This is a genomic window from Streptomyces sp. cg36, from assembly GCF_041080675.1.
GTDB lineage: Bacteria > Actinomycetota > Actinomycetes > Streptomycetales > Streptomycetaceae > Streptomyces.
This window is the reverse complement of the sequence record NZ_CP163520.1, coordinates 1041916-1065509: the sequence shown is the minus strand read 5'-3', so window position 1 is coordinate 1065509 and position 23594 is coordinate 1041916. Positions and strand designations below refer to the sequence as shown.

The window sequence follows — 23594 nt, the reverse complement described above, 5'->3', positions numbered from 1 at the left end:
CGGACGACCGGCAGCCGTTTCGCGCCAGGAGCGCGCGTCCCCGTGCGTTCCCCGGGTTCCCACTCCTCGTCTGCCACCGGCTGAGGGGGTTTCGTCGTTGTGGTGGCTTTATAGGCGTAGTGTTCGTATTTCGGACGGTTGGGCGGGGTGGGAACGCGTATGGGGTAGCCTCCTCGTCATCCCGCTCGGGCCTGGGGTGACCAGCGGGGATGCGCGGGGGCGCGGCAACGGGGCGGGCGCGCCCGGGTCGTCGCCGCGCGCCGTGGCCCGTGTGGACCGGGTGGTGCGGAGCCGCCGAGAAGCGTGCGAACGGCACGCCATCAGCTGTGCGTGAGGAATGCGTCACGCCATGACATCCGTGGATCGCGAGGTCCGCTGACAGGGGTACGGCAACCGGTGGACGGACTGAGGATCGCAGTGCTGGGGCCCCTTCGGGCCTGGCGCGACGGCCGTGAGCTGCCAACGGGCCCGGCGCAGCAGCGAGCCGTACTGGCTTCTCTGGCGCTGCGCCGCGGCCGGGTCGTCCCGGTGCCGGACCTCCTGGAGGACATCTGGGGATGGGATCCGCCCGCCAGTGCCGCCGTGGCGCTGCGCAACCACGTTTTCCGGCTCCGGGCCGCGCTGGAGCCCGATCCCCGCACCCCGGCCGTCCTGGTCTCGGAATCGGGCGGCTACGCGCTGCGGCTGGACGGGGCGGCCCTGGACGCGAGCGTGTGCGAACGGCTCAAGGCGGAGGCCGAGCGGGCCCGGGACGCAGGGGAGCACGAGCAGGCCGTCCGGCTGCTCAAAGAGGCCCTGGCCCTGTGGGAGGGCACCGCGCTCACCGGTGTGCCCGGGAACTTCGCCGAGCGGCAGCGCCAGCGGCTCACCGAGACCAAACTCGCCCTGCACGAGAGCCAACTGGGCCTGGAGCTGCGGCTGGGGCGGCACGCCGAAGCGATGGCCGAGCTGTCGTCCCTGGCGGACGAGTACCCGATGCGCGAAGGGCTGCGCGCACTGCACATGCTCGCCCTCTACCGCTGCGGACGACAGGGTGACGCCCTGGCCGCGTACGGCGCGACCCGCCGTTTCCTGTCCGAGGAGATCGGTGTCGAGCCGGGCCCCGACCTCGCCGCCCTGCACCAGCGCATCCTGCGGTCCGACCCGGGCCTTGACCTGTCGTCCCCCGTGACCGTTCCGGACGACGACCACGGGGGCGCGCCGGGCCGGATCCGGCCCGCCCAGCTCCCGCCGGTCGCCCCCGACTTCACCGGCCGTACGCAAGAGGCCGAGCGCGTCGGCCGCGCGCTCGCCGGAGCCGCCGAGCAGACCGGCCACGCCGCCACCGTGTGCGTCGTCCACGGCATGGGGGGCGTCGGCAAGACGACCCTGGCCGTCCACGCGGGCCACGCCGTACGGGAACGCTTCCCCGACGGCCAGCTCTACGCCGACCTGCGCGGAGCCAGCCGTACGCCCCTTGAGCCGGAAGCCGTCCAGCGGTCGTTCCTGATCGCCCTGGGGGTCTCGCCGCAGAGCATCCCGACGGATGCCGCCGAGCGCACCGCCCTCTACCGGTCCCAGCTGGACGGGCGGCGCCTCCTGCTGCTGCTCGACAACGCTGTCGGCGCGGAGCAGGTCCAGCCGCTGCTGCCGGCGACACCCAGGTGCGCCACCCTGGTCACCAGCCGCACCCCGCTGATGGGGCTCCCCGTCACCAGCCGCACCGCGCTGGAGCCCTTCAGCGAAGCGGAGGCGCTCGCACTGCTGGAACGGATCGCGGGCCCGGAGCGGCTGCCCAAGGAGCCGGAGGCGGCGCGCGGGCTGGTGCGCGCCTGCGGTTTCCTGCCGCTCGCCGTACGCATCGCCGCGTCGCGGCTCGCCGCCAGACCGCGGTGGAGCATCTCCGCGCTGGCGGCGCGGCTGGCGGACTCCGCGCGGCGCCTCGACGAACTCCAGGCGGGCGGCCTCGCCGTCGAAGCGGCCTTCGAGCTCGGGTACGCGTCCCTGAACGGCCCCGCGGCCCGCGCCTTCCGGCTCCTGGCCGTTCCCGAGACGGTGGACCTCACGCTCGGGCCCGCGGCAGCGCTCCTGGACACTACGCAGGACAGGGCCGAGGAGGTCATGGAGGAACTGGCCGACGCCGGTGTGCTGGAGTCGTTCGAGCCGGGCCACTACCGCTACCACGACCTGCTCAAGCTCTTCGCCCGCCATCGCTCGCTCAAGGCCGACGCGGCGCACGAACGACAGGACGCCCTCAACCGGCTGGCCAGTCTCCACCTGCGCGCCGTGAGCCGTGCCCTGCGCACCGTCAGCCCGGACAGCCGGCTGACCAAGGCCGTGGATCCGCGGCTCGCGGTCGGGCCGCGCTTCGCCGACCACGACGCGGCGCAGAGCTGGATGATCAAAGAGATCGACAACGTCCTGTGCGTCGCCGCACAGATCGCGGACGACGCCGACGGACCCGTGCGCGCCGCCGACGCGCGCGTCGTCGGACGTACGCTGGTCCTGCTCACCTACGTCAGCGACCACGACGTGCCCTGGGGCTCCTTCACCTCGCTCGGCCACATGCTGCTCGACGAGGCGGAGATGGGCGACGACCTCCCCGGCGTCGTCAACGCGTGCGCGATCCTGGCCCTCGCCCACGCGGCGGCCGGACGGTACGGACAAGCCCGGGACTGTGCCCGGCGGGGCTACGAGACCGCCGCCTCCCAGGAACCCGACATCCGCCACCACCTCGCCCACATCCAGGGCGTGGTCATCGCCGCGGACACCACGTCCGCCGAGGACCAGGCGGCGTACTTCGCCCACGCCGCCGAACTCAGCCGGGCCGCGGGTGACCCGTGCTTCGAGGCCCAGTGCCTCCTGGGGCTGATCACGACCCATCTGGCGCGCAGACAGCCCGCGCAGGCGGTGCCCCACTGCCACCAGATGCTCGCGCTCGGCCGGACGACCGGCAGCGCCTTCGGCAGCGCGCTCGCACATCGCCACCTCGGACAGGCCCTCCACGACCTCGGCCGTCCGGGCGAGGCCGTGGAGCAGTACACGCGGGCCCTGGTGCTGTGCGACGCGCACTACATGCCGGTGCAGCGCGCCCGCTCCCTGCTGGGCCTGGCCCGGGCCGAACACGACGACGGCCGCCTCGCCGAGGCCCGGTCCCACGCGGTCGAGGCGCTCCCACTGCTCGCCGGCGCGGACCAGCGTGCCGCCGCGCAACTGATCCGGAGCATCACGGAGGCCGAAGCGGGGACCTGAACGGCCGAGGTGCGACCGAGTTGCCCGCGCCCCCTCCCGGCGGCTCGGGGGCGTACGTGTGGCGGTCTCGTCGAGAGTGGCCGATGAGCGGTGTCTTACCGGGTAGTTACGAGAGTCTTGCGGCGAACCAGGAGTATCGCCAAATGCCAACCGGCACCAAGACGTTGGCCGACTCGGAACGGAAACCCATGAACAAGCGAACCACCCTGCTCGCAGCCGCCGGAGCGCTGCTGAGCGCCGGCTCCCTCGCACCTGTCGCCCAGGCGGCGCCCGCGCCGAAGGCACCGGCGGACTTCGTCGCGCTCGACTCCGTCGACAGCTCGATCCTCCAGGAGATGCGCTACGCCACCCACGTCAATTTCGTCGGGCGCCGCATCGACGGCTACCGCCAGCCCCTCTGCATCCTGACCAGGCCGGCGGCCGAGGCACTGCACCGGGCGCAGCGGACGCTGCTCGCGCAGGGGTATTCGCTGAAGGTGTACGACTGCTACCGGCCCCAGCGGGCCGTCGACCACTTCGTGCGGTGGGCCAAGGACCTCACGGACACCCGTATGAAGGCGGAGTTCTACCCCCAGGTCGCGAAGGACCGGCTGTTCGCGGACGGCTACATCGCGGAGAAGTCGGGCCACAGCAGGGGCAGCACGATGGACCTGACGATCGTCGAACTGAACACGCCCACTCCCCACGCCGCACCGGCCCGGCCCGCCGGACCCTGCTACGCGCCCCAGGACCAGCGGCGCCCCGACGACTCCGTCGACATGGGCACGGGCTTCGACTGCTTCGACCCCCTGTCCCACACGGACAACCCGCGGATCCAGGGTGCGCAGAAGGCCAACCGGCAGTTCCTGAAGACCACCTTGGCCGCCGAGGGATTCGTCAACCTGCCCGAGGAGTGGTGGCACTACACCTACCAGCCGGAGACGTACCCCCAGACCTACTTCGACTTCCCCGTGGCTCGCGGGTCGGTCTCCCACTGACACCCACCCGGGGCGCGGATCGCTTCCGCGCCCCGGTCCGCCCGGCCACGGCGTAAGACATCCGTCATCACTGCGGGTATGGCGCCGTGGCCGGGCTTCCGCGTTGAATCGATCAAGATGCACGACCGAGGGAGAAGGACCGGCATGACGCCACGCACGCGAGCCCGCCGCAGGATCGTCGTCACCGCCCTGGTGGCCACCGTGGCGGTGGTGGGCGCCGGGCTCTACTGGTTCCAGCCGTGGAAGCTGTGGCAGGACGAGACGGTCCGGGAAGCCCTGCCCGGCGCCTCGCGGCAGGCGGGCGCGCACACGTCCGGCCGTGGGGGAGCCGCCCCGCGCACCCTCGCGGACGGGACTCTGATCAGCCACGAGCACAGCACCAGCGGCAGCGTGAGGATCGTGCGGCTCGCGGACGGCTCCCGCGTTCTGCGGCTGGAGAACCTCGACACCAGCAACGGCCCCGACCTGCGCGTCTGGCTCACCGACGCACCGGTGAGGGAGGGGGTGGGCGGCTGGCGGGTGTTCGACGACGGCAAGCACGTGAGCCTCGGAGAGCTCAAGGGCAACAAGGGCGACCAGAACTACGCCGTTCCGCCCGGGGTGAACCTCGCCGACTACACCAGCGTCACCATCTGGTGCGACCGCTTCGACGTCTCCTTCGGGGCGGCGGCGCTGCGGTCCCTCTGATCGCGCGGATCAGCAATCAGCGCGGACCATCGGCCAGTGCGGATCATCCACTGGCACGGATCAACAACAGCACCCACGAAGTCCGGCCCCGGCGGTATTCCGCCGGGGCCGGACCTCTTGGGGAGGGCGATCAGATGAGGCCGGTCTCTTCGAGGGCGGTGCAGCAGGTGTCGACGATGAGGCGGGTCACCACGTACGGGTCGACGTTGGCGTTGGGGCGGCGGTCCTCGATGTAGCCCTTGCCGTCCCGCTGGACCTGCCAGGGGATGCGGACGGAGGCGCCGCGGTCGGAGACCCCGTACGAGTACTCGTTCCACGGGGCGGTCTCGTGCAGGCCGGTGAGCCGGTCGTCGATGCCCGCGCCGTAGTTCTTGACGTGGTCGAGCGGCTTGGAGCCCTCGCCGAGGGCTTCGCACGCGGCGACGATGGCGGCGTAGCTCTGACGCATGGTGTTGGTGGAGAAGTTGGTGTGCGCGCCCGCGCCGTTCCAGTCGCCCTTGACCGGCTTGGGGTCGAGCGTGACGGTGACTCCGTACTCCTCGGCGGTGCGGTAGAGCAGCCAGCGCGCGATCCACAGCTGGTCGGAGACCTCCAGCGGGCCGACCGGGCCGACCTGGAACTCCCACTGGCCCGGCATGACTTCGGCGTTGATCCCGGAGATGCTCAGACCGGCCGTCAGACAGCGCTCCAGGTGCTTCTCGACGATCTGACGGCCGAAGATCTCATCGGCGCCGACGCCGCAGTAGTAGCCGCCCTGGGCGGCCGGGAAGCCGCCGACCGGGAAGCCCAGCGGACGGGTGCCGTCGAAGAACGTGTACTCCTGCTCGATGCCGAAGACGGGGGCGTGGGCGGCGAACCGGTCGGAGACCGGAGCGAGTTCGGCCCGGGTGTTGGAGTGGTGGGGCGTGCCGTCGGTGTTGAGGACTTCGCACAGCACCAGCACGTTGTCGCCGCCGCGGATCGGGTCGGGGCAGATGAACGCCGGCTCCAGTACGCGGTCGGACGCGTGGCCCGCGGCCTGGTTGGTGCTGGAGCCGTCGAAGCCCCACGTGGTCGGCTCGGCGCCGGTGGGCAGGACCTTCGTCTTGGAGCGCAGTTTGGCGGTGGGGGAGGTGCCGTCGATCCAGATGTATTCGGCGAGGTAGTTCATGTGGGTCTTTCTCTCAGTGGCCGGAGCGGGGGTCCCGCTCCGGGGTCGGGTCCTCGGCCGACGGGGGTGGCTGTCGCCGCCAGTGGGGCGTGGCGACTTCCCCGGGCCGGTGGTCGGTGCCGCGGGTGGGTCCGGGCGGCTGCCGGACGCCTGGCGGCAGTGAGTGGCTCAAGTGGTGTGTCAGGCGGGCTTCCTGGCGGTGCCGGGCACCGCCGCGAGGGCACTGCTCGCCCGCTTCAGCGCGTCGAGTACGGGGGAGTGCCCGCTGCTCTCCGCGTCGGACAGGGGTGTTCCGCCCCACCGGTCGACGGCGCGGACATCGGCTCCTTGCTCCAGCAGATGGGCGACGACGGGAAGGTGCCCTTCGGAGGCCGCCAGATGGAGTGCCGTGCGCCCGTCGTAGTCGGCGGCCGACGCGGGAACCCCCGAGGCCAGAGAGGTCCGCACGCCGTCGAGATCGCCCTTGCTCGCCGACCACAGCAGGCGGATGGTGCCCTCGATGGCCGTCTGGTCCTTCTTGAGCCGGGGGTCCCGCTTGCCCTTGGAGTCACCGCTCACGAGGGAGTCGTACACGTGGAAGTTGTACTTCTCGACCAGTTGCCTGCAGAACTCGATGCCCCGCACGGAGTTGCCCAGACGGTCCAGCCGCGGCGACCAGATGGCGATTCCCATCACCTGCGGGACGACCAGCAGCAGACCGCCCGACACACCGCTCTTGGCGGGGAGGCCGATGGTGAAGGCGAACTCGCCGGAGTAGTCGTACATCCCGCACGAGGACATCAGCGACAGGCACTTCTGCACCGAGTCGGTGGAGAAGACGCGGTCGCCCGAGAGCGGCACCGTCCCCCCGTTGGCCAAGGTGGCGGCGACCGATGCCAGGGCCGTGGAGTCGAGCTCGACCGAGCAGCACTGGAAGTAGAACTCCAGGGTCTCGGTCAGATCGGTGCCCTCCGGGAAGGCCCCGTGCTCGCGCATGAAGTACCCGAGGGCGAAGTTGCGGTCGGCCGTCTGCCGCTCCGACAGGTAGACGGCGTTGTTGAACCCGACGGACCCACCGCCCGCCAGACGCCGCCACGTCTCCGCCACGAAGTCGTAGCGGTCGGCGATGTCGAGGGACGGCTCGATGAGTGAACAACTCATGATGGCGCCCGAGTTGATCATCGGGTTGTGCGGCAGCCCGTGGCTGTTGACGGTCAGTTCGTTGAAGCCGAGTCCGCTGGGCTCCCGGCCCACGTGCTGGTGGACGACGTCGGCGCCGTGCCTCTCCAGCGTGAGGCAGTAGTTGATCGGCTTGCAGACCGACTGGACGCAGAAGGGCACCCCGGCATCACCGATGGAGAACCGCTGCCCGTCCACCGTGCACACGGATATGGCGAACTGGTCCGGTGCCACCCTTTCGAGCTGGGGGATGTAGTCGGCGACGGCGCCGCCCCGTTCGGGCACCAGCCGCTCGTAGATCTCGCCGATGTCCGCGACGAACGAAGGGAAGTCGGGAATGACGAGGTCCCCGGTGATGGCACGGGCCAGCAGCCGGCCGTTGCGCTCGCAGAGCGCCGCGAACTGCGCCAGGTCCAGACGCCCCGCGTCGCCCTCGGAGTCTCCCGGCGACGTCCAGCCCTCCTTGACGCGCGGATCGTCCGGAGCGATGCCGGACTGCTGGAGCCGTGTCGCGATCTCCACGCGGGAGATGCGGCCGTCCGCGTCCTTCTTGAACGAGTCGAAGAGGTCCCGGACGCTGCCGGGATCACCGGCTGCCCCGGCGCCATCGCTCCGCATGGGTGTGGCGGCGCGGGGTGTGCTCCGGTCCTGGCCCCCGCTCCCCGTTCTGGCCATGGCGACACCTGCTTTCGTTGGGGGTTTCTGTGATGCTCGTCCGCAAACCCACCGTCGGGCCGTGGGTTTGCGTGACGACAGGAGGACGTACGCGGGTCAATCGCGTCCCTCCGACCGGGACCCGCGGCGACCAAGTGGGAATCGGCCGGGTCCGGTGAGCAGTGGTGAAGCGCTGCCCGTGGTCCGACTTCATCAATTCCGCGCAGCTGTTTCAAGCCAGGAAGAGACACTCCCGATAACCCTTGGGTGCCTTGGCGGTCGGCCCCCGGTCCGTGTTTCGGTGCGGCGGATTTCCTACGGGGGCGGGGACCGGCGGGACCTGTCGGTTCCACGCGTGGTGTGTCGGTGCGGTGTGTGGTCGTCCGCGGTCGGCGTGGTCAGGATGCTGCCCCCGCCGATCGGCCCGACGGAACGTTTGCGGGACCGGCCCCGGCGGGAGGGCTCATGGAAACGGCCGCAGCCGGGCGGGGACGGCCGGCTGCGGCCAAAGAGGTGAAACCCATGGGGTCTGAACTCCTGTGCCCCGGGGCCGCGTTCGCGTCCCCGGGGCACAGGCCGTCCGGAAATGGGCTGGTGGCGGGCCGGGACCCGCACACCCGGCGCCGGTGGAGCAGGGTTCTCGGAGGCGTTGGGAGCCTCCCGGACCCGCAGGCGTCAGATCGCCCGGGTCAGCGCCTCGGCGAGTCCGGGGCGGCCGTTGATGCCGAGCTTGCGGTAGACACTGGTGAGGTGTACCTCCACCGTGCGCAGACCCACGAAGAGGTGCCCGGCGATGGCCCGGTTGGTCATGCCCTGGGCGGCGAGGTCCGCCACGCGCCGCTCGGTGGGTGTCAGGGCGTCCACTCCGCGGAAGGCCGGGCTGCGCGGCCGGTCGCCCAGCGCCCGGAGTTCGGCCAGCGCACCCTCCGCCACGACGGTCGCGCCGATCTCGTGTGCGACGCTGACGGCCTGCTGCAAGTGGGTACGCGCCCGCGCGAGGTCCCCGGCCTCGCGCGCTCGGGCGCCGAGGTCCGCGGCGGCTCGGGCGTAGTCGTACTTGGCCGTCGTTCCTTCGAGCAGCTCGACCGCCGAGTGCAGCGTGGTGAGTCCTTCGGCGCCGCCGGTGACCAGGCCCAGCGCCCGCAGCGCGATGCCCTCGGACGCGCGAACGCCCCATTGGCGGGCGAGCGACACCTCCTCCCGCGCCAGCGTCAGAGCGGCCTCGTGCTCGCCCAGGGCGGCGTGTGCCAGGGCGGCCTCCGAGCGCCAGGCCAGCACGCCCGCCCCCGCGAGTCCTCGCGCGGTGGTCCGGTGCCCGCAGAGGAGGAAGTCGGCCAGGGCCTCTCGTACATGGCCCTGGGCCAGCCGCAGACGTCCGCGCGACAACAGCACGTGATCGTTGATCCAATGCCCCTGGAGGTCACCGGTGAGCCAGCGCTGTTCGAGCTGTGCGGCCTCCTCCAACTCGCCCTGTTTGGTGAGCGCGTCCACGAGGGCGCCGGCGGCGGCGACACTGCGGGCGTTGGCGCGGTCCACACCGATCTCGCCGAGCGCCTCCAACGTGGCCTGGGCGTCGGCCCGGCACTCCCGCACCTGCCCGAGCCGGATGCGCATGGCCGCGCGGGCACTGACGGCGTACGCGTAGGCGAGGGCCGAGCCCCGGGTGCGTGCCTCGTCGACGGCGGCGTTGGCGTACGAGAAGCCCAACTCCGCCTCTCCCGCTGCCCCGAGGGCGATGATGGCGCCCAGGTAGACGGTGGACTCCTCGTCGGGGCGCATCCCGTGGTCCAGGGCCAGCCGGGCCATGGAGACGACCTGCTCGGGCTCCTCGCCCGCCATCAGGGCGCGCAGGCTGAGCAGGGCGGCCAGCGGATGCACCGCGCCGCTCTGCCCGGCGTCGGAGAGCCGGAGCTCCTGGAGCCGGGAGCGTACGGACGCGGCCGAGCCGGGCAGGGACACGCTGCCGTACAGGAAGTCCACCTCCAGTCCCAGAGCCTGTACGGGATCCAGCGGGCGCAGCTCCGCACTGGTGCTCCGGAGCACCGCCAGCGCCTCGGAGTAGCGGTCCAGTGTGCAGAGCGCCCGGGACAGGGCGCGGGCGGCGTCCGCCCGTTCCGCCGTGTCCCGGGACAGTTCGAGGCCGCGCTGGAGGTGGTTGATGGCATCGGACAGGTCGAAGGTGAGTTCCGTCCGGCCGAGGCCGATCAGTGCGGTGGCCCGGGAGCCGTCGTCGAGCTTCTCGCGCAGGGCGCGCCGGAACAGGGCGACGGCGTCCCCGTGGCGGGAGTCCTCCCGGGCGAGCGCTGCCGCCGCCTGGAGGACGTCGGCCGCGCCGGGCACCCCCACGGGCGCCCGGCGGAGGTGGGCCGCCGCGCTCTCCAGCGGGGCGTCCTGGGCGAGCATCAGACGCGCTGCCCGGGCGTGCAGTTCCTGGCGCCGGCTGGGCGCGACCTCTTCAGCGAAGGCGGAGGCCAAGAGAGGGCTCACGAAGGCCACCTCTTCGTCGGTACACGTCATCAACCCGGCCCGGACGAGGCCCCGCACGGCGTCCTGGGCCCCTCCCTCGGTCAGTGCCGCCACCCCGGCGAGGAGCACGGTGTCGGCGGACCCGTCGAGCACCACCAACGCCTGGGCCACCGCGAGTGCGTCGGAACCGCAGTTCCTGATCAGGCCGTGCACGGCGCGTCCCACTCCGGCAGGGGTGTGCCGAGTGAGTTCGCCCGCGGTCCGGGCGTCGAACGGCGCACCCGCGGAACGCAGCGCGCGCAAAAGGGAGTTGAGAAGGAACAGGTTCCCGCCCGTCGCGGTGCGGCACGCGGCGGCGAAGGACGGTGACACCTCCGTGCCCAGGACGTGCGCGGCCACGGCCGTGACGGCGCCCTCGTCGAGCGGGCGCAGGGTGAGCTGGTGCCGGAAGAGCTGCGCCACCGCCCCCGCCGTGTCCGCGCCGTCACCGGCGGCCTCCGGGCCGAGCGAGGCCAGGACGACCACCGGCAGGTTCGCCATGCGCCGCAGGAGGAAGTGCAGCCAGCGCAGGGAGTCGCGGTCGGCCCACTGGAGGTCTTCGACGACCAGCAGCAGCCTGCCCTTCGCGGCGAGGTTCACCACCAACCAGTACAGGCCGCGCAGGAGTTCGTCGTCCTGGCCGTCGGCGTACGGGACACCGTGGCTCCGCTCCGGTCCGGAGCCGGTCAGCAGGGAGGCGGCCACTCCGGCGCGTCCCGACAGCGGGGACGTCGCCGTTCCCTCCTCCTCGTCCAGGACGAGGTGCTCGAAGAGCTGGCGGACGACGCCGAAGGCGAATCCGCTCTCCATGGCGTCCCCCGACGCCGACACGACGGTGTCGCCCTCTTCCCGGACCTCCTCCACGACCGCCCGCAGCAGGGCGCTCTTCCCGCTGCCCGCGTTCCCGCGGACGAGTACGGCCGTGCTGGGGGCGGTGTGCGGGCTGAGCAGCGCCTTGACGGCGTCGAGCTCCCGTTCTCTGCCGGGCAGGACACCGGAGGGCCGGTGGTTGGCGTGCTGGGCAGGGGGAGTGACCGTATGCAGCACGGTCAGCTGGGGTCGGGGTGGAGGTGCGGCACCCTCGCCGCCTTCCCGCCCGGCGGTTTGGTTGCCAGGAGGAAGGGGTGTGGGTGGCGTCAGAGGGACAACGTTTTTCGGGGCGGTGGGCAGCAAGACGACTCAGAGGTGTGAGAGGGACGGTTGGTCGTGCCACTGCGCCGTGCGGGTCTGTCGAGCTCGGTCCGTACGCATGGGCGGGCGTCACGGTGGGGCCGTGCCGCACTGTCGGTGGCGCCGATGCGGTGAGGTGCGGACCGGTGGTTGATGCCGTCCACGCCGTCTCCCGCATGACACGGAATTATGCAAAGCCGCTGGCCACAAGCGCGTAACTTGTACGTAAGTAACGGCTCGTACGGGCATGGTCACGGCATGCTTACGGGTCCGCGCATGCCGATGACAGGAGTGCGGCAGCGGTGGAGGGGCTGCTGTTCGGCCGCCGGGACTCGGCCCGAGGCCCCCGCCCGGGACCACCGGCCGTCCTCGCGTGCAGGCCGCGTCACCGTATGTCCCGTCCTCGCTCCACGTGGTCGCGGAAGGAGCGGGCGGGGCGGCCGGTCATGCGGTGGACGGCGTCGGTGACACGGTCCTCCGACCCTTCCGCGATGGCCCGGTCCATGGCGGCCAGCAGGGCGGCGAATTCCTGCGGGATCTGCGCCGCGAGGCGGTCGCGCATCTGCTCGTAGGAGAGCCGGTGGTGCGTCACGTGCTGTCCGGTGACCTCGCCGATGATGCCGGCGACGCTGTCGTAGCTGAGTGTTTCCGGCCCGGTGAGAACGAGGTCGGTGTTGGGGGCGTGTTCGTCGGTGAGGGCGTGGAAGGCGACGGCCGCGATGTCGTCGGCGTCGACGAAGCCCAGCCGGCCGGCGTCGGTGGCGCTCCAGATGCCGCCGTGTGCGCGGATGCCGTCGGCGTGCGCGTGCGTGCCGGTGAAGTTCTGCATGAACCAGGAGGGCCGCAGCACCGCCCACTGGTCGAACAGGCCGGGCAGGGCCCGGTGCACCAGGCCCACGGCCGGGCCGCCCTCGGGGATGGCCGAGGAGCTCAGGAGTACGGCGCGGCGCACCCCGGCGGCACGGGCCAGCCGCAGGAACGGCAGCATGACGGCCGCCGGGTCGGGGTCGCCCGGGGGCGGGACGAGGTACAGCCGGTCGACTCCGTCGAGCGCGGTGGTGTGCGTGGCCGGATCGGACCAGTCGAAGGCGACCGGCTCGGCGCCCGCGACCGGTGCGGCGCGGCGGCTGGCGGCCTTCACCGGGTGGCCGGCGGCCGTGAGCAGTGCGGTGAGGCGGCTGCCGGTGGTGCCGGTGGCGCCGATGACGAGGGCGGCGGGGCCGCCGTTCACCGACTGCTCGTCCTTGACGTCGCCGGTCTTGAGGTCGCAGGTCTCGGGTTCGCCGGTGGAGGTGGAGGTGGAGGTGGAGGTCGACGGTACGGGCATGGGTATCCTTCATCTCGTAGAATACGGACCGCTGGTCCGTTTGGATGATATGGACCCACGGTCCGTTTTGCAATTGACCGATCGAGGCTCGAAGGATCGAAGACTCGAAGGAACGAAGGAGTCGCATGGCTGAGCGCGCACCCCGCAAGGACGCCGTACGCAACCGAGCGGCCGTGCTGGCAGCCGCCGACACCCTCTTCGCCCGCCACGGGAGCCCCGGGGACCTCACGATGGGCGACATCGCGGAAGCGGCCGGGGTGGGCAAGGGAACGCTCTTCCGTGCCTTCGGTGACCGGGCCGGACTGCTGCGCGAGCTGTACGCGGCGCGGCTCCAGCCTCTGTGGGAGGCCGTCGAGTCCGGGCCGTCGCCGCTCGGGCCCGGCACCCCGCCGCGGGAGCGCGTCCCCGCGCTGCTCGACGCGCTGCTGTGCTTCAAGCTCGACAACCGGAGCCTCGCGCTCGCCCTGGAGGAGGGGGGCAGCGGGAGCAGCCCGTACCGGGCGGACCACTACGAGCGGTGGCGAGAGGTGCTGAGTGCCGCACTGGCCGAGATCCCCGGCCTCGCCGAGAGCGACTTCACCGCGCATGTGCTGCTGGCGGCCGTACGGGCCGACCTCGTCGAGCACTTGGCCGGGAGCGAGGGGGTGCCGCGCGAGTCCTTGCGGGCGCGGCTGGCCGGGTTCACGGCCCAGCTGATCGGTTCGGGCCGCCCGCCGGGTGTGCCGGCGGACGGCTGACCGCGCCCGGTGCTCGCTGCCGTCGGGGAGGGACTTGGGGGCGCGCCCGTCCGGCCGTCTCAGGTTCAGGCAGTCATCTTCAGGTGGTCATCGCGTCCCGGTCACGGCTGTCGCGCCCGCTGACACCGGTACCGCCGCCCCCACCCCTCTTGTGGCGCGCGTTGACGTACAGGACGAGCAGCGACGCCATCCCCGTGAAGGCCACCGTGATGATCACCGACCAGGTCGCGACGTGCGCGTAGCCGCCCGGCTCGCGGGGGTCGAGGAAGTCGTACGGGTACCACCCCACGTGCGGCCCGCGCAGCAGCGAGTAGGCGAGGTAGAGCAGCGGGAAGGCCAGCCACGGCAGGGCCCGGGTCCAGGGGATGCGGCGCGCCGGAGGACGCAGCAGCCAGTCGGCGAGGAACGCGGCCGGGATGACGCCGTGCACCACGTTGTTGGCCCAGATGATCGTGTTCGCGTCGATGGTCCCGGCGAGCAGGGCCCAGTACACCACTCCAGTGATCACCAGATAGAGGGTGGCGGCACCGCGCAGCAGATCGGGAACCGGCCGGGTGCCGCGCAACAGGGCCAGCCCACCGGTGAGCAGGACGGCGGCGCCGAGGAGGTTGGAGAGATTGGTGAAGTAGGAGATCCAGTTCGCCGCACCCTCGTCGGTGTGCGTCGCCCGATCGAACGAGGCGGAAAGAGCGGCGACGCCCAACAGCGCCAGCCCTATTTTGGCCGAACCTTCCAGCTTGGTGCTTAGAGACATGACGTGGATGTTACTTGCGTGTAGGGCGAGGGAAGGCTGGGCGGCGCTTCGGGGGCGGTCGGCCGGGGCGGGGGCCGCCCCGGCCCCGTTCGCCCTGGCCCGTCTGGATGTGGCAACAGCCGTCGTCACTGACCACGCCCCGGATCAGGCGCTGTCGGCAGACGCTGCGATCCGCGGCGAGTCCACTCGAGAACACCCGTTAATGACGTGGAGGCCGGAAAGAGCCTCTTGGCGGAGGGACTGAGCCTCCCCACACTGCCAACAGATCGGGGGACGGGGGAGAGCGGTATGCCACAGGGCAAGAGGCGAATGAGTAGGGCTCGTCGGCAACGACTGCTGCGCCGCCGCACCGGAACCGCTGCAGCAGTGCTCGCCGTCTCCCTGTTCGTCTTCTGGCAGCACGTGTGGCTGCTCGTCGCGCTCGTGGTCGCCGCGATTCTAAGCGCGGGTGGCTGGTTCCTCTGGCGAGCACATCGCAGAGAGCGGGAGGGCGACCGGACCTGGAGGGAGCAGGACCGGCGCATGGAGCTCGAACGTTCCATGACGGCCATCGACGCCATGAGCTGGCAGGACTTCGAGCAGTACGTGGCCGAGCTGTGCCGGCGCGACGGCTGCACCGGGGTACGCGTGGTCGGCGGCTCCGGCGACCTGGCTGCCGACGTCCTGGGCTGCTTGCCCGACGGCCGCAGGCTGGTCGTCCAGGTCAAGCACTACGCTCCCCACCGGAAGGTCCCCAGCGGTGATGTGCAGAAGTTCGTCGGTATGGCGTTTGCCGAACACCACGCGGATGTCGCCCTGTTCGTCGCGACCTGTGAGTACAGCGCCAGCGCCCGCCAGCTCGCGCTCAAACACCACATCGTGGCCCTCAACCGCGACCTGTTCGGATCCTGGAACAGCGGCGCACCTCTTCCTTCCTTGCTTGGCCTCGGAGGAACGGGCGCAGGGCCGGAGCACCGCCGACGGCCGCGCAGGGCATGAAGCCGAATGGGACGGAGATGCGCAGAAGACCACCCACGCCGGCCCAGAAGACCCCCACCGTCGCTGACGCTCACGAACCGGGCCGACCGAAAGGCGCCCGACCGGCAAAACGCCAGGCCAGGCGCCCCTCCTCGTACCCCTGGAAGAAGCCCGGCTTCTTCGCCGCGCAAGACACGAGCATGCCCGGCCTGCCCGGCGGGGATGTCACCTGGGCGCGGGCCCCGCCGTGCGGCGGTCAGCGCTCCGATAGCGGGCCGTGGCCCGCAGTTGCCTGACGGCGAATGCGGTCAGGAACAGCCCGAGGAGTGCTGACGCGAGTCCGATGGGTCCGATGCGGTTGACGGCCATCGCGACGGTCCCCGCCTTGGGCAAGCTGGTGGCGACCTCGGCGTACGTGCCGATTCCCGAGTTGAGGTGGATCTTCCAGGGGTCGGTGGCGTCGTTGTGGTCGCCCTTGGTCTCCAGGGTGAGCTGGTTGCCGTAGTCCGACTTCGTGATGCGCCAGACGCGGTGGACGACGGGGTTGCCGTCCTTCGGCTTCCACGGGTCAGGGGGCATGAACGCGATCACCATGCCCTCCCTCACGGCTTGGTGGGGGATCGGCTTGGTGACGGCCAGGGCGCCCTGGGGCATGCCCGGTGCCATCGACCCGGTGAGGATCGGGACGTACCGCAGTCCCTGGACCTTCCAGGCGACGGCTGCGCCGATCACGCCCACGACGAGCACCGCGGTCAGCAGGGTCCCGAGCAGGCTCAGGGTCTTCCTGAGCACCCGGAATTTCCTGGAGGGCCCGGATGCGTTACGTGTTTCACCCATACCGCACACCGTAAACGCGCCACGGGAAAATTCTCCTTTCGGCATCGAAGGGGGTTACGTAAGTCTGCGAAGGGTTTACTTTCGGACCGTCGGAGGGCCTGTTGCGCAGACTTACGGCCTGTTCCGGAAGCCTTTTTGACGCCGACCGGAAACCATGGTGGGGCGGTCTGCGGCATTCGTTGTCGATAGCCGTGATGTGTCATTTTTCCTCGTTCCTTGAAGCTAGTTTTGATCTTGCTTGAATCCATTTCCCTTCGGCCCTGCGGGGTCGTATTCCCCTTAGGCGGAGAAGAGATGACTGACCACCGCATTGATGCCGCAGAGCTCGCAGAGGATGGCGCCGCCTCCCGCAAGGGCAAGCGCAGGCTGGTCGCGGGCACCGCCCTGCTGGCCGGTACCGCGCTGCTCGCTGCCGGTGGCTACGCGGCCTACACCTCCAACGCCACCATCCAGTCGGGCAAGTTCTCGGTCACCGACAAGCCGGGTGACGGCGAGGAGGGTGCGGATGCCGAGCTGGCGCTGAAAGCCAACGGCAAGTCCAACACCACGCTGAACCTTTCGCTCACCGATCTGGCGAACAAGTCCGGCGCCTCCGTCACCGACAAGGTGACCTTCACCAACAGCGGCAAGGACACCACCATCACCAACCTGTCGCTGGCGACCGTGGCGGCCAACGTCGCGAAGGGGTCCCCCGACGGCAAGGCGGATGACCTGATGAAGGCGCTCACCGTGACCTTCACGCCGGACGACACGGAGAACAACCAGCCGGTCACCACCACGCTCGACCAACTGGCCGCCACGCCGGACCAGTTCAACCAGAAGGTCGCGCTCAAGGGCGACGCCAAGTCCGCCTGGACGGTCAAGGTCTCGGCCGCCGACGACCTGACCGCCGCAGCCAAGCAGGCCCTCGACAACGTCTCCCTCACCTTCACCGGCACCGGCGAGTGAGCCTCGCCAAGGGCCCGGACCAGGCCCGCTAGCCCCGATCCGGGCCTGTGAACCGGTGGGCCGGCTGCCGTGCTGGAGCTGCCGGTGTTCCCGTAGCCGGGACGCCGGCAGCTCCGCTTGCCCGCTCCCGCCACCGGGGTCACCGGGGTCACCGGGCGGCACAGCCTACGACCAACGCCGCTCCCACGGCTTCGGACTCTCTGCACACGGCACATCGAAAGGCTCTTTGAGGATGACGAGGATGAACCGGCGGTGCCTGGCGAAAGCCGGCGCCCTGGCCGCTGGGACGACTGGCGTCCTGTTCGCGGGGGTCGCCCCGGTGCAGGCGGCCCCGCCCGCGGCGGCTGCCGACCGGGTCGAGATCCAGGAGGGACCCGGCGTGTCCTGGCAGGCCGACACGGCCCTGCAGCTGGGCGAACGTGCCACCCGCTACCTCGACGTGGTCTCCGGGCACAACGCCCCCGTCCAGCTGGCGAGTTCACTGGCCGCGACCGGTACCCTAGCCGATGCCCAGGGTCTGCACGCCGGAGTCCGCGTCTGCACCCAGCCCTGGTCCGCCGGCGGCAGCTGCTCCGGCCGGGCGACCACCCTGCTCGCGGCGGACACCCCCCTCAGCACCTCCTTCGCGCTCGCCACGGACAGCCTCCCCGCACACGGCACGGCCCATCTCCAGCTCGCCTTCTCGGTGCCCAAGGCTCCCTCCCGGCCGCTGGACGGTACCTCGGCCCGCGTCACCCTCCACGTCACCGCGACCGGCGGCACGGGTGCCACCACACCTGCCGGAACCGGCGTACCCGGGGGAACGGGGGATCGCCCTGCCTCCGGCAACCTCGCCTCCACCGGCGCCGACTTGTGGCCCTACGCCGTTCTCGCGGCCGGCCTCTTCGCCGCCGGCACCGTCCTCGCCACCGTCAGACGCCGCCGGGCCCAGCACCCCGACACCACCACTCCCACTGGCACCGGACCGGAGGCCACCGCATGAACACCCCCCGCCCTGCCCGCCGCCGCACCATCACGGCCCTCACCGCCGGTGCCGCGGCCCTGAGCGCGGTAGCCCTCATCACCAACGGCGCCTACGGCGCTCACACCTCCAACGCCGTCACCACAACCGGCCCCTTTTCCGTGGCCCCCGAGGATGTCGGCAACACCTGCACCCCGCAGGCCGGCTTCACTCATTGCCAGGTCTGCGACTACACCGGCCGGCAGCAGGACCTCACCGTCCCCACTTCGGTGGACACGTTCGATGTCTCCATGTGGGCCGCCGCCGGCGGGGGGAAGGGCTCGATGGCCGGTGGTGGTGGCGGCTACAGCCACGGCACCCTGGCCGTCACCCCCGGCCAGCAGCTCCACCTGGCCGTGGGCGGCGGAGGCGGTACCGCGAACTATGCGAGCGGTGGTGGGGGGATGAGCATCCTGTGGAAGGACACCAACACCCCCCTCCTCATCGCCGGCGGTGGGGGCGGCGCCGCCGCCGGTTTCAGCGGTGGCCCTGGAGGCGGCCGCAGCGGTGGCACCGGCGGCGGTAAGGGCGGTGGTGGTGGCGGTGGCAACCAAGGCGGACACGGCAGCACCGGCGGTGGTGGCAACGGTGGCAACGGTGGCAGCAACGGCAGCAACGGCAGCGACAGCACCGGCCCGGGCGGCGGTAGCCGCGGCGGTATCGGCATCGGCGGCGGCAGCGGCGGCGGCGCCGGCGCTCAGATGTACGGCGGCGGCGGCGGATACAGCGGCGGCGGAAACGGCGGCGCCAGCGGTGGCGGTGGCGGTGGCTACGGTGGCGGTGGCGGTGGCGGTGACAACGGCGGCGGCGGCAGCAAGGGCGTCGGCGCCGGTGGCGGTGGCGGAGGTTTCGCCGCGGGGCCGGATGTGTCGGGGGGCATGACGAAAGCCGCCACCGGTGGGACTCCCCCGGAGACCGGTTCCCCGTTCTACGCCAAGGGGATCGGCCAGAGCAAGGGCGGCGCCAAGGGCGGCGACGGGCGGGTGGTGATCCAGTGGAAGGAGCAGAGAGAGCAGACTCCCGCCGCTCCGGGGATCACCGTCTCTGCCGACGGGGACGCGGCGGGGCCGCGTCCGGTGATCTCGGGGTCGGGCGAGCCGGGGGCGAAGGTGAAGCTGACCGACAGCCTGGAGGGCCTGCTCGCCCAGGAGCTGTCGGTAGGCCGGGACGGCACGTGGTCCTACACCCCCGACAAGGACCTGACGGTGGGAGCCCACGAGCTGGCCGCTGCCCAGACCACGGCGGGCGGGACCTCTCCCACCGCGACCCGCGGTTTCACGGTGGCGCCAGCGGTGGACGAGCGGCAGATCACGGTGCGGCAGGTCGGAGAACTGGAGCTGGGGCAGGGCCGGTCGGGGCTGGTGTACGCGGCGCTGAGCTCGGAGAAGCGAGTGTCGACGGGGAAGGTGAAGCACACGGTGGAGACGCCCGAGGGGTTCGTGTTCACGGGGCGGGTCACCTACGGCGACGGGCGTCCGGAGGATTTCCGGCAACAGCGCGGGCCCAAGAGCGTGGAGGGGGTCTCGGTCTCCGGGGACGGGCGGACGGCGACCTTCGAGCGGGAGGTGCACCTCAACGACGGTGTGAACGGCACGTCGTGGTCCAACTACGCTTTCGAGGTCAAGGCTCAGCAGGACGCTCCGGTGGGTGTCCACACCGACGGGCAGATCGTCGTGGGCCGGCATGACCTGGCCCCGCTGGTCATCGGGGTGCTCGCCGCCGACAAGGCCGTACCGGGCCAGGTCGGCCCGCAGCGCCTGCCGTCTTCCGTCCCCTCTGTGCCGGGGAGGCAGGAGGGTTCCGACGGGCCCACCCCGCGCACACCGTGAATCTGCTGGTCAGCAGGGGGCGTTGACGTCGTTGCGATGGGGGTGCGGGCGGCGGGGGCGGCCGAGCTTGTTTCGCTGACGGTTGGCGGTGCGGGCGGCCTGGACAAGGGCGAGTCGGTGGAAGTCGTCCCGGCCCGGCCGCATCGAAGAGGACGCGCGACACGTGGGCCGCACCGGTCGGCCGCTACTTGGTGACGGCGGCTGCCCTCGTGGCCGGTGGCACCTCGACGGCCCGTTTCGCCTTGTCCGTGGCGCGCCCTCCCGCCTTGCTCCCCACGGCTTCGAGGAAGCCCTTCTTCCGGGCGAGTTGGAGGTGGGACTTCACGGTGCCCAGCGAGCGTCCGGTGATGGTCACGAGCTTCCGTACGGGCGAGCGCTCGCCGGACTCGGCAAGCCGTTCGTACCGCAGCGCCAGGGCCGCCAGGTAGGCGTCCGTGGGGCGCTGCGCGCCCGTCAGGTGGGCGTCGACGTGCTCGGCGAGGGGGTATTTCTCCCGCTCGGCCGGTGCTGTACCGCTCTGCTGGAAAGAGTGGGCCTCCCTGGCGGGATTGAGCTCCCGGAGCACGGTGGTGGTGATGCCGCGTGCCTGCGCGGCGGGGTCGCCGCCGTCGGTGGGGCGGATGACCAGATGGGTGGGGGCCGTCGCGGTGGAGTCCGTGCGGAAGCGGCACCAGACCTCGAAGTTGCCGTGCGCGATCTCCCCGCGGGTCCAGGCGCCTTCGCCGGATGCGTCGACGGCCAGTTCTCCCAGCCATTCAGGTGTCTCATCCATACCTCCCATCGTACACAGCTAGACCTGACAATCCCGGCCATCTGTTGTGGTCTTCGGGCTCGGCGTCCTGGGGGCGTGTGGCCCGTGCGGTTACGGGGTGGCGGGGAGGAGGGGGAGGGAATCGCAGGGCCATTCTCTGTGGGCCGCGGTGTCGCGTTCGTTCCTGAGATCACTCCCGGGCGTCCTCCTCGGGTGTGGCTTCCGCCTCAAGAGGTCGGCCTGACTTGACCTATCCGGCTGGGTCATGTCTAGATGGATTGAAGGGTGGGGAAGGTCGGCGGCAGGGGGCCGGCGGGGTGCGCCGCCGATCCGGCTGCGTCTTGGCAGCCGCCCCCTAGGGGGCCGCGACAGGCTCAGTACGGTCGAATGTGACGAGGAGCAGGATGATCCGGGTCTTGGTGACGGATGACGAACCGCTGGTGCGGTTCGGGCTGCGGGCGCTGCTGGATGCCACGGAAGGTATCGAGGTGGTCGCCGAGGCCGGTGACGGCGTGGAGGCGGTGGCCCTGGCGTGCGAGCTGGTCCCGGACCTCGTGCTCATGGATCTGCGGATGCCGCGCCTGGACGGCATCGGGGCCACCCGGCGCCTGCTGGCTCTGCCGAACCCGCCAGCGGTGCTGGTCCTGACGACGTTCGATGCGCACGACGGTGTGGTCGAGGCGCTCCAGGCCGGTGCGAGTGGCTACCTGCTCAAGGACGCGCCCCCGGAGCAGGTGGCCAGTGCCATCCGTGTGGTCGCGGCCGGCGGCACCGTGCTGGCGCAGGCGTCCGCTGCCCGCCTGGCGCACGAGGCACGGGCGGGAGGCGCGCTTGCGCCGGGCCGGATACCGGCCGAGCAGCGCGATCGCCTGGACAACCTGAACGGAACGCTGCGCGATGTCCTGTGCCACCTCGGCGAGGGCCTGTCCAATGCGCAGATCGCCCAGCGGATGTACATGACCGAAGGCACGGTCAAGGCGTACGTGTCCCGGCTGCTGGCGGCCCTGAAGCTGAACAACCGCACCCAGGCGGCGATCCTGGCCCACCATGCCGGCCTGCTGAGCGGGGGCAGCGACGCGGGTGCCTCCGACCCCGACCGGCCAGGACCTGGCCGGGTGCTGGCCTGAAGGCGTCCGCCGATGCGCGGCGCGGCCGGTGAGAGTCCTGTGGGCCGGACGCCGACCGGGCGAGCAGGAGCGCCGCACGCCATAGGGGCGTGGGACTGCGGCGGCTGTGACGCACGCCCTGTCCACGGCCTGCGGACTCCGCCGGTGCGGACGGAGGGTCACACACGCGGGGCCCTGCGTGGCTCCGGGCGCCCTGGCCTGTGGCGCCTGGCCGCCGGTGCCGTTTCTGTCGCTGGCTGGATCACGTCGGTGGCCGCCCCGGGGGGCGCGGCCCGCACGTTCGCGTGGAAGGAAGTGGAGCATGACCGTGGAGGAACTCGGACGCGAGAGCGTCACCGCCGGGTGGCGTCCGGTAGGCACGTTCGAGCGGCTCTACTTCGCCGTGCGGGCCCCGCTGCGCGGATCGCGGTGGAGCGGCATCGACGTACTGGTCGTCACCGCGCTGGTCGGCCAGACGCTGCACATCGCCCTCCAGCGGATACCGGGAATCCTGAGCGCTGTCATGCCCAGCGTGGCCATCGGGATCCTGGTGGCCGGCTCCTTCCTCTGGCGCCGGAAGGCTCCTTTTGCGGTGGCCCTGCTGTCGCTGGCAGGGCTCGTGTTCAACGGGGCCCGCGTGCCCGTCTTCTTCGCCCTGTACGCGTTGGCGAAATACGGTGGTCGCCGCCGTTTCAGCGCGATCCTCTGCTGTGTCGCCGCCTACATACCCCTGACCATTTTCATGCCAGGAGGAATGGGGATCGGCTCCGTGATAACCACAGAGAGTGACACGGAGGACATCCTGTCCACGTCCGTGCTGATGGCGCTTCCCGTCCTCAGCGGGCTGGGCGCCGCGGCCTACGAGGAAACGATCCAGGCCCTCCACGCACGGGAAAGGCTTCTCGAAGTGGAACGCGAGCGGCGAGTCGGGGAGGAGAAGATGGCGGAGCGCCTGGCGCTGGCCCGGGAGATGCACGACGTCCTGGGCCACCGCATCGCCATCATCGCCCTGCACGCCGGAGCCCTGGAGATGGTGGTGCGAGGACACCGCCCGCAGGGAAGGGAGCTGGCGCGCTCCGTCGGGGACACGGCGCGAGCCGCCATGCGGGACCTGCGTGCGGTGCTTTCGACCCTTCGGGGCCCCTCCGAGGCTCCGACGGTCGGGAGCGAACTGAGTGACCTGGACGAACTCATCGCCACCGTCCGATCCTCGGGCCTGGACGTATCCTTCGCCCTGACGAGCCGCAAAGCCCAGGAAGACATCGGCCGCGACATCTGTCTCGCCATATATCGCATGATTCAGGAATCCCTGACGAATGTGCTCAAATACGCGCCGGACTCCCGCGTATCCATAATCCTGTCCATTGACCGGAAAACATCCGTCTGCATCACCAATACGGTGCCAGGACGGCCGGTGAACCACCCCGGCAGGCAGGCATTTCCTGGCGGAGGGTTCGGCCTTCTCGGCCTTCAGGAAAGGGTCCGCTCCTTGGGCGGCACCTTCTCCGCCGGACCCACAGCAGAAGGCGGATGGCGGGTACGGGCCCTCATACCCGGCCCCTGACCCCTCCGCTCGGAGCCCAAGCGCCCCGAACACCGCAAAGGCGCCGTAGCGCATCCGCTCCTGCTGGCTGCGGTACCCCCCCGCGCCGGTTCGTCGGAACAGATACGACCGGCGTGCGCGACGCGGCTGAGGTGTGCCCCGCCCCCTGCTGGTCGAAAAGGAGCCGCGTGCACGAGAGTCCTCGGGCGGCTCGGCCCGGACAGGGCAGCCGTCCGACCGTGCCGCCGCCGCGGTGGCTTTCATGAAGGAGCG

The 23594-nt window shown here is 71.2% G+C and carries 17 protein-coding genes; 10 read left to right on the top strand and 7 right to left on the bottom strand.

The annotated features are described in order from the left end of the window. Positions 1-417 precede the first annotated feature (417 nt). The 3 genes from AB5J87_RS04700 to AB5J87_RS04690 all read left to right on the top strand — a co-directional run bounded on the left by AB5J87_RS04700 (position 418) and on the right by AB5J87_RS04690 (position 4895). Positions 418-3231 (top strand): BTAD domain-containing putative transcriptional regulator, encoded by a 2814-nt coding sequence (locus AB5J87_RS04700; RefSeq protein ID WP_369374233.1) that lies wholly within the window; start codon positions 418-420, stop codon positions 3229-3231. A 188-nt stretch (positions 3232-3419) separates the two neighbouring features. Further along, complete coding sequence (locus AB5J87_RS04695) at positions 3420-4208, top strand: M15 family metallopeptidase (RefSeq protein ID WP_369374231.1); 789 nt, start codon at positions 3420-3422, stop codon at positions 4206-4208. Positions 4209-4352: 144 nt separating this feature from the next. Then, positions 4353-4895: a DM13 domain-containing protein gene (locus tag AB5J87_RS04690; protein ID WP_369374229.1), complete on the top strand. Its 543-nt coding sequence runs from the start codon at positions 4353-4355 to the stop codon at positions 4893-4895. A gap of 130 nt (positions 4896-5025) precedes the next feature. Here AB5J87_RS04690 and glnII read toward each other — a convergent pair whose 3' ends face one another. The 4 genes from glnII to AB5J87_RS04670 form a co-directional block, all read right to left on the bottom strand. Next, positions 5026-6045, bottom strand: coding sequence for a glutamine synthetase (glnII, locus tag AB5J87_RS04685; RefSeq protein ID WP_369374227.1), 1020 nt, complete (start codon positions 6043-6045; stop codon positions 5026-5028). Between the two features lie 180 nt (positions 6046-6225). After that, positions 6226-7821, bottom strand: coding sequence for a glutaminase A (gene glsA / locus AB5J87_RS04680; RefSeq protein ID WP_369374225.1), 1596 nt, complete (start codon positions 7819-7821; stop codon positions 6226-6228). A gap of 711 nt (positions 7822-8532) precedes the next feature. After that, entirely contained in the window at positions 8533-11409 is a 2877-nt protein-coding gene (locus AB5J87_RS04675) for an AAA family ATPase (RefSeq protein ID WP_369374223.1), read from the bottom strand. 508 nt (positions 11410-11917) lie between these two features. Continuing rightward, positions 11918-12859, bottom strand: a complete 942-nt coding sequence (locus tag AB5J87_RS04670) for an NAD(P)H-binding protein (RefSeq protein ID WP_369374221.1) — start codon at positions 12857-12859, stop codon at positions 11918-11920. Positions 12860-12984: 125 nt separating this feature from the next. On the opposite strand from AB5J87_RS04670, the gene AB5J87_RS04665 reads away from it, so the two are divergent. Next, positions 12985-13596, top strand: coding sequence for a TetR/AcrR family transcriptional regulator (locus AB5J87_RS04665; RefSeq protein ID WP_369374219.1), 612 nt, complete (start codon positions 12985-12987; stop codon positions 13594-13596). Between the two features lie 79 nt (positions 13597-13675). Here the strand turns inward: AB5J87_RS04665 and AB5J87_RS04660 are convergent, their stop codons facing one another. Then, the gene (locus tag AB5J87_RS04660) at positions 13676-14350 is read right to left on the bottom strand and encodes a Pr6Pr family membrane protein (RefSeq protein WP_369374217.1); all 675 of its coding nucleotides are present in this window, start codon (positions 14348-14350) and stop codon (positions 13676-13678) included. A gap of 309 nt (positions 14351-14659) precedes the next feature. Between AB5J87_RS04660 and AB5J87_RS04655 the strand changes: the two genes are divergently transcribed. Continuing rightward, on the top strand, positions 14660-15328 hold the full coding sequence (locus AB5J87_RS04655; protein WP_369374215.1) for a restriction endonuclease: 669 nt from the start codon (positions 14660-14662) through the stop codon (positions 15326-15328). Positions 15329-15532: 204 nt separating this feature from the next. Here the strand turns inward: AB5J87_RS04655 and AB5J87_RS04650 are convergent, their stop codons facing one another. After that, positions 15533-16099 (bottom strand): signal peptidase I, encoded by a 567-nt coding sequence (locus tag AB5J87_RS04650; RefSeq protein WP_369374213.1) that lies wholly within the window; start codon positions 16097-16099, stop codon positions 15533-15535. A gap of 339 nt (positions 16100-16438) precedes the next feature. Here AB5J87_RS04650 and AB5J87_RS04645 point away from each other — a divergent pair, with 339 nt between their 5' ends. From AB5J87_RS04645 to AB5J87_RS04635, 3 genes are all read left to right on the top strand, one after another. Continuing rightward, positions 16439-17092, top strand: coding sequence for a hypothetical protein (locus tag AB5J87_RS04645; protein WP_369374211.1), 654 nt, complete (start codon positions 16439-16441; stop codon positions 17090-17092). A gap of 241 nt (positions 17093-17333) precedes the next feature. Beyond that, positions 17334-18074, top strand: a complete 741-nt coding sequence (locus AB5J87_RS04640) for a hypothetical protein (RefSeq protein ID WP_369374209.1) — start codon at positions 17334-17336, stop codon at positions 18072-18074. Then, the gene (locus AB5J87_RS04635) at positions 18071-19921 is read left to right on the top strand and encodes a hypothetical protein (protein ID WP_369374207.1); all 1851 of its coding nucleotides are present in this window, start codon (positions 18071-18073) and stop codon (positions 19919-19921) included. The genes AB5J87_RS04640 and AB5J87_RS04635 overlap by 4 nt, the downstream gene beginning before the upstream one ends. A 184-nt stretch (positions 19922-20105) precedes the next feature. Here AB5J87_RS04635 and AB5J87_RS04630 read toward each other — a convergent pair whose 3' ends face one another. Beyond that, entirely contained in the window at positions 20106-20693 is a 588-nt protein-coding gene (locus tag AB5J87_RS04630) for a hypothetical protein (protein WP_369374205.1), read from the bottom strand. A 398-nt stretch (positions 20694-21091) separates the two neighbouring features. Between AB5J87_RS04630 and AB5J87_RS04625 the strand changes: the two genes are divergently transcribed. Further along, a complete protein-coding gene (locus tag AB5J87_RS04625; RefSeq protein WP_369374203.1) occupies positions 21092-21799 on the top strand; it encodes a response regulator in 708 nt (235 codons plus the stop codon). 301 nt (positions 21800-22100) lie between these two features. Next, positions 22101-23342, top strand: a complete 1242-nt coding sequence (locus AB5J87_RS04620) for a sensor histidine kinase (RefSeq protein WP_369374201.1) — start codon at positions 22101-22103, stop codon at positions 23340-23342. Positions 23343-23594 lie beyond the last annotated feature (252 nt).

Coding starts and splice junctions, on each gene's coding strand:
- AB5J87_RS04695 (WP_369374231.1), top strand. CDS start 3,420: ATGAACAAGCGAACCACCCTGCTCGCAGCCGCCGGAGCGCTGCTGAGC.
- AB5J87_RS04690 (WP_369374229.1), top strand. CDS start 4,353: ATGACGCCACGCACGCGAGCCCGCCGCAGGATCGTCGTCACCGCCCTG.
- glnII (WP_369374227.1), bottom strand. CDS start 6,045: ATGAACTACCTCGCCGAATACATCTGGATCGACGGCACCTCCCCCACC.
- glsA (WP_369374225.1), bottom strand. CDS start 7,821: ATGCGGAGCGATGGCGCCGGGGCAGCCGGTGATCCCGGCAGCGTCCGG.
- AB5J87_RS04670 (WP_369374221.1), bottom strand. CDS start 12,859: ATGCCCGTACCGTCGACCTCCACCTCCACCTCCACCTCCACCGGCGAA.
- AB5J87_RS04665 (WP_369374219.1), top strand. CDS start 12,985: ATGGCTGAGCGCGCACCCCGCAAGGACGCCGTACGCAACCGAGCGGCC.
- AB5J87_RS04660 (WP_369374217.1), bottom strand. CDS start 14,350: ATGTCTCTAAGCACCAAGCTGGAAGGTTCGGCCAAAATAGGGCTGGCG.
- AB5J87_RS04655 (WP_369374215.1), top strand. CDS start 14,660: ATGAGTAGGGCTCGTCGGCAACGACTGCTGCGCCGCCGCACCGGAACC.
- AB5J87_RS04645 (WP_369374211.1), top strand. CDS start 16,439: ATGACTGACCACCGCATTGATGCCGCAGAGCTCGCAGAGGATGGCGCC.
- AB5J87_RS04640 (WP_369374209.1), top strand. CDS start 17,334: ATGAACCGGCGGTGCCTGGCGAAAGCCGGCGCCCTGGCCGCTGGGACG.
- AB5J87_RS04635 (WP_369374207.1), top strand. CDS start 18,071: ATGAACACCCCCCGCCCTGCCCGCCGCCGCACCATCACGGCCCTCACC.
- AB5J87_RS04630 (WP_369374205.1), bottom strand. CDS start 20,693: ATGGATGAGACACCTGAATGGCTGGGAGAACTGGCCGTCGACGCATCC.
- AB5J87_RS04620 (WP_369374201.1), top strand. CDS start 22,101: ATGACCGTGGAGGAACTCGGACGCGAGAGCGTCACCGCCGGGTGGCGT.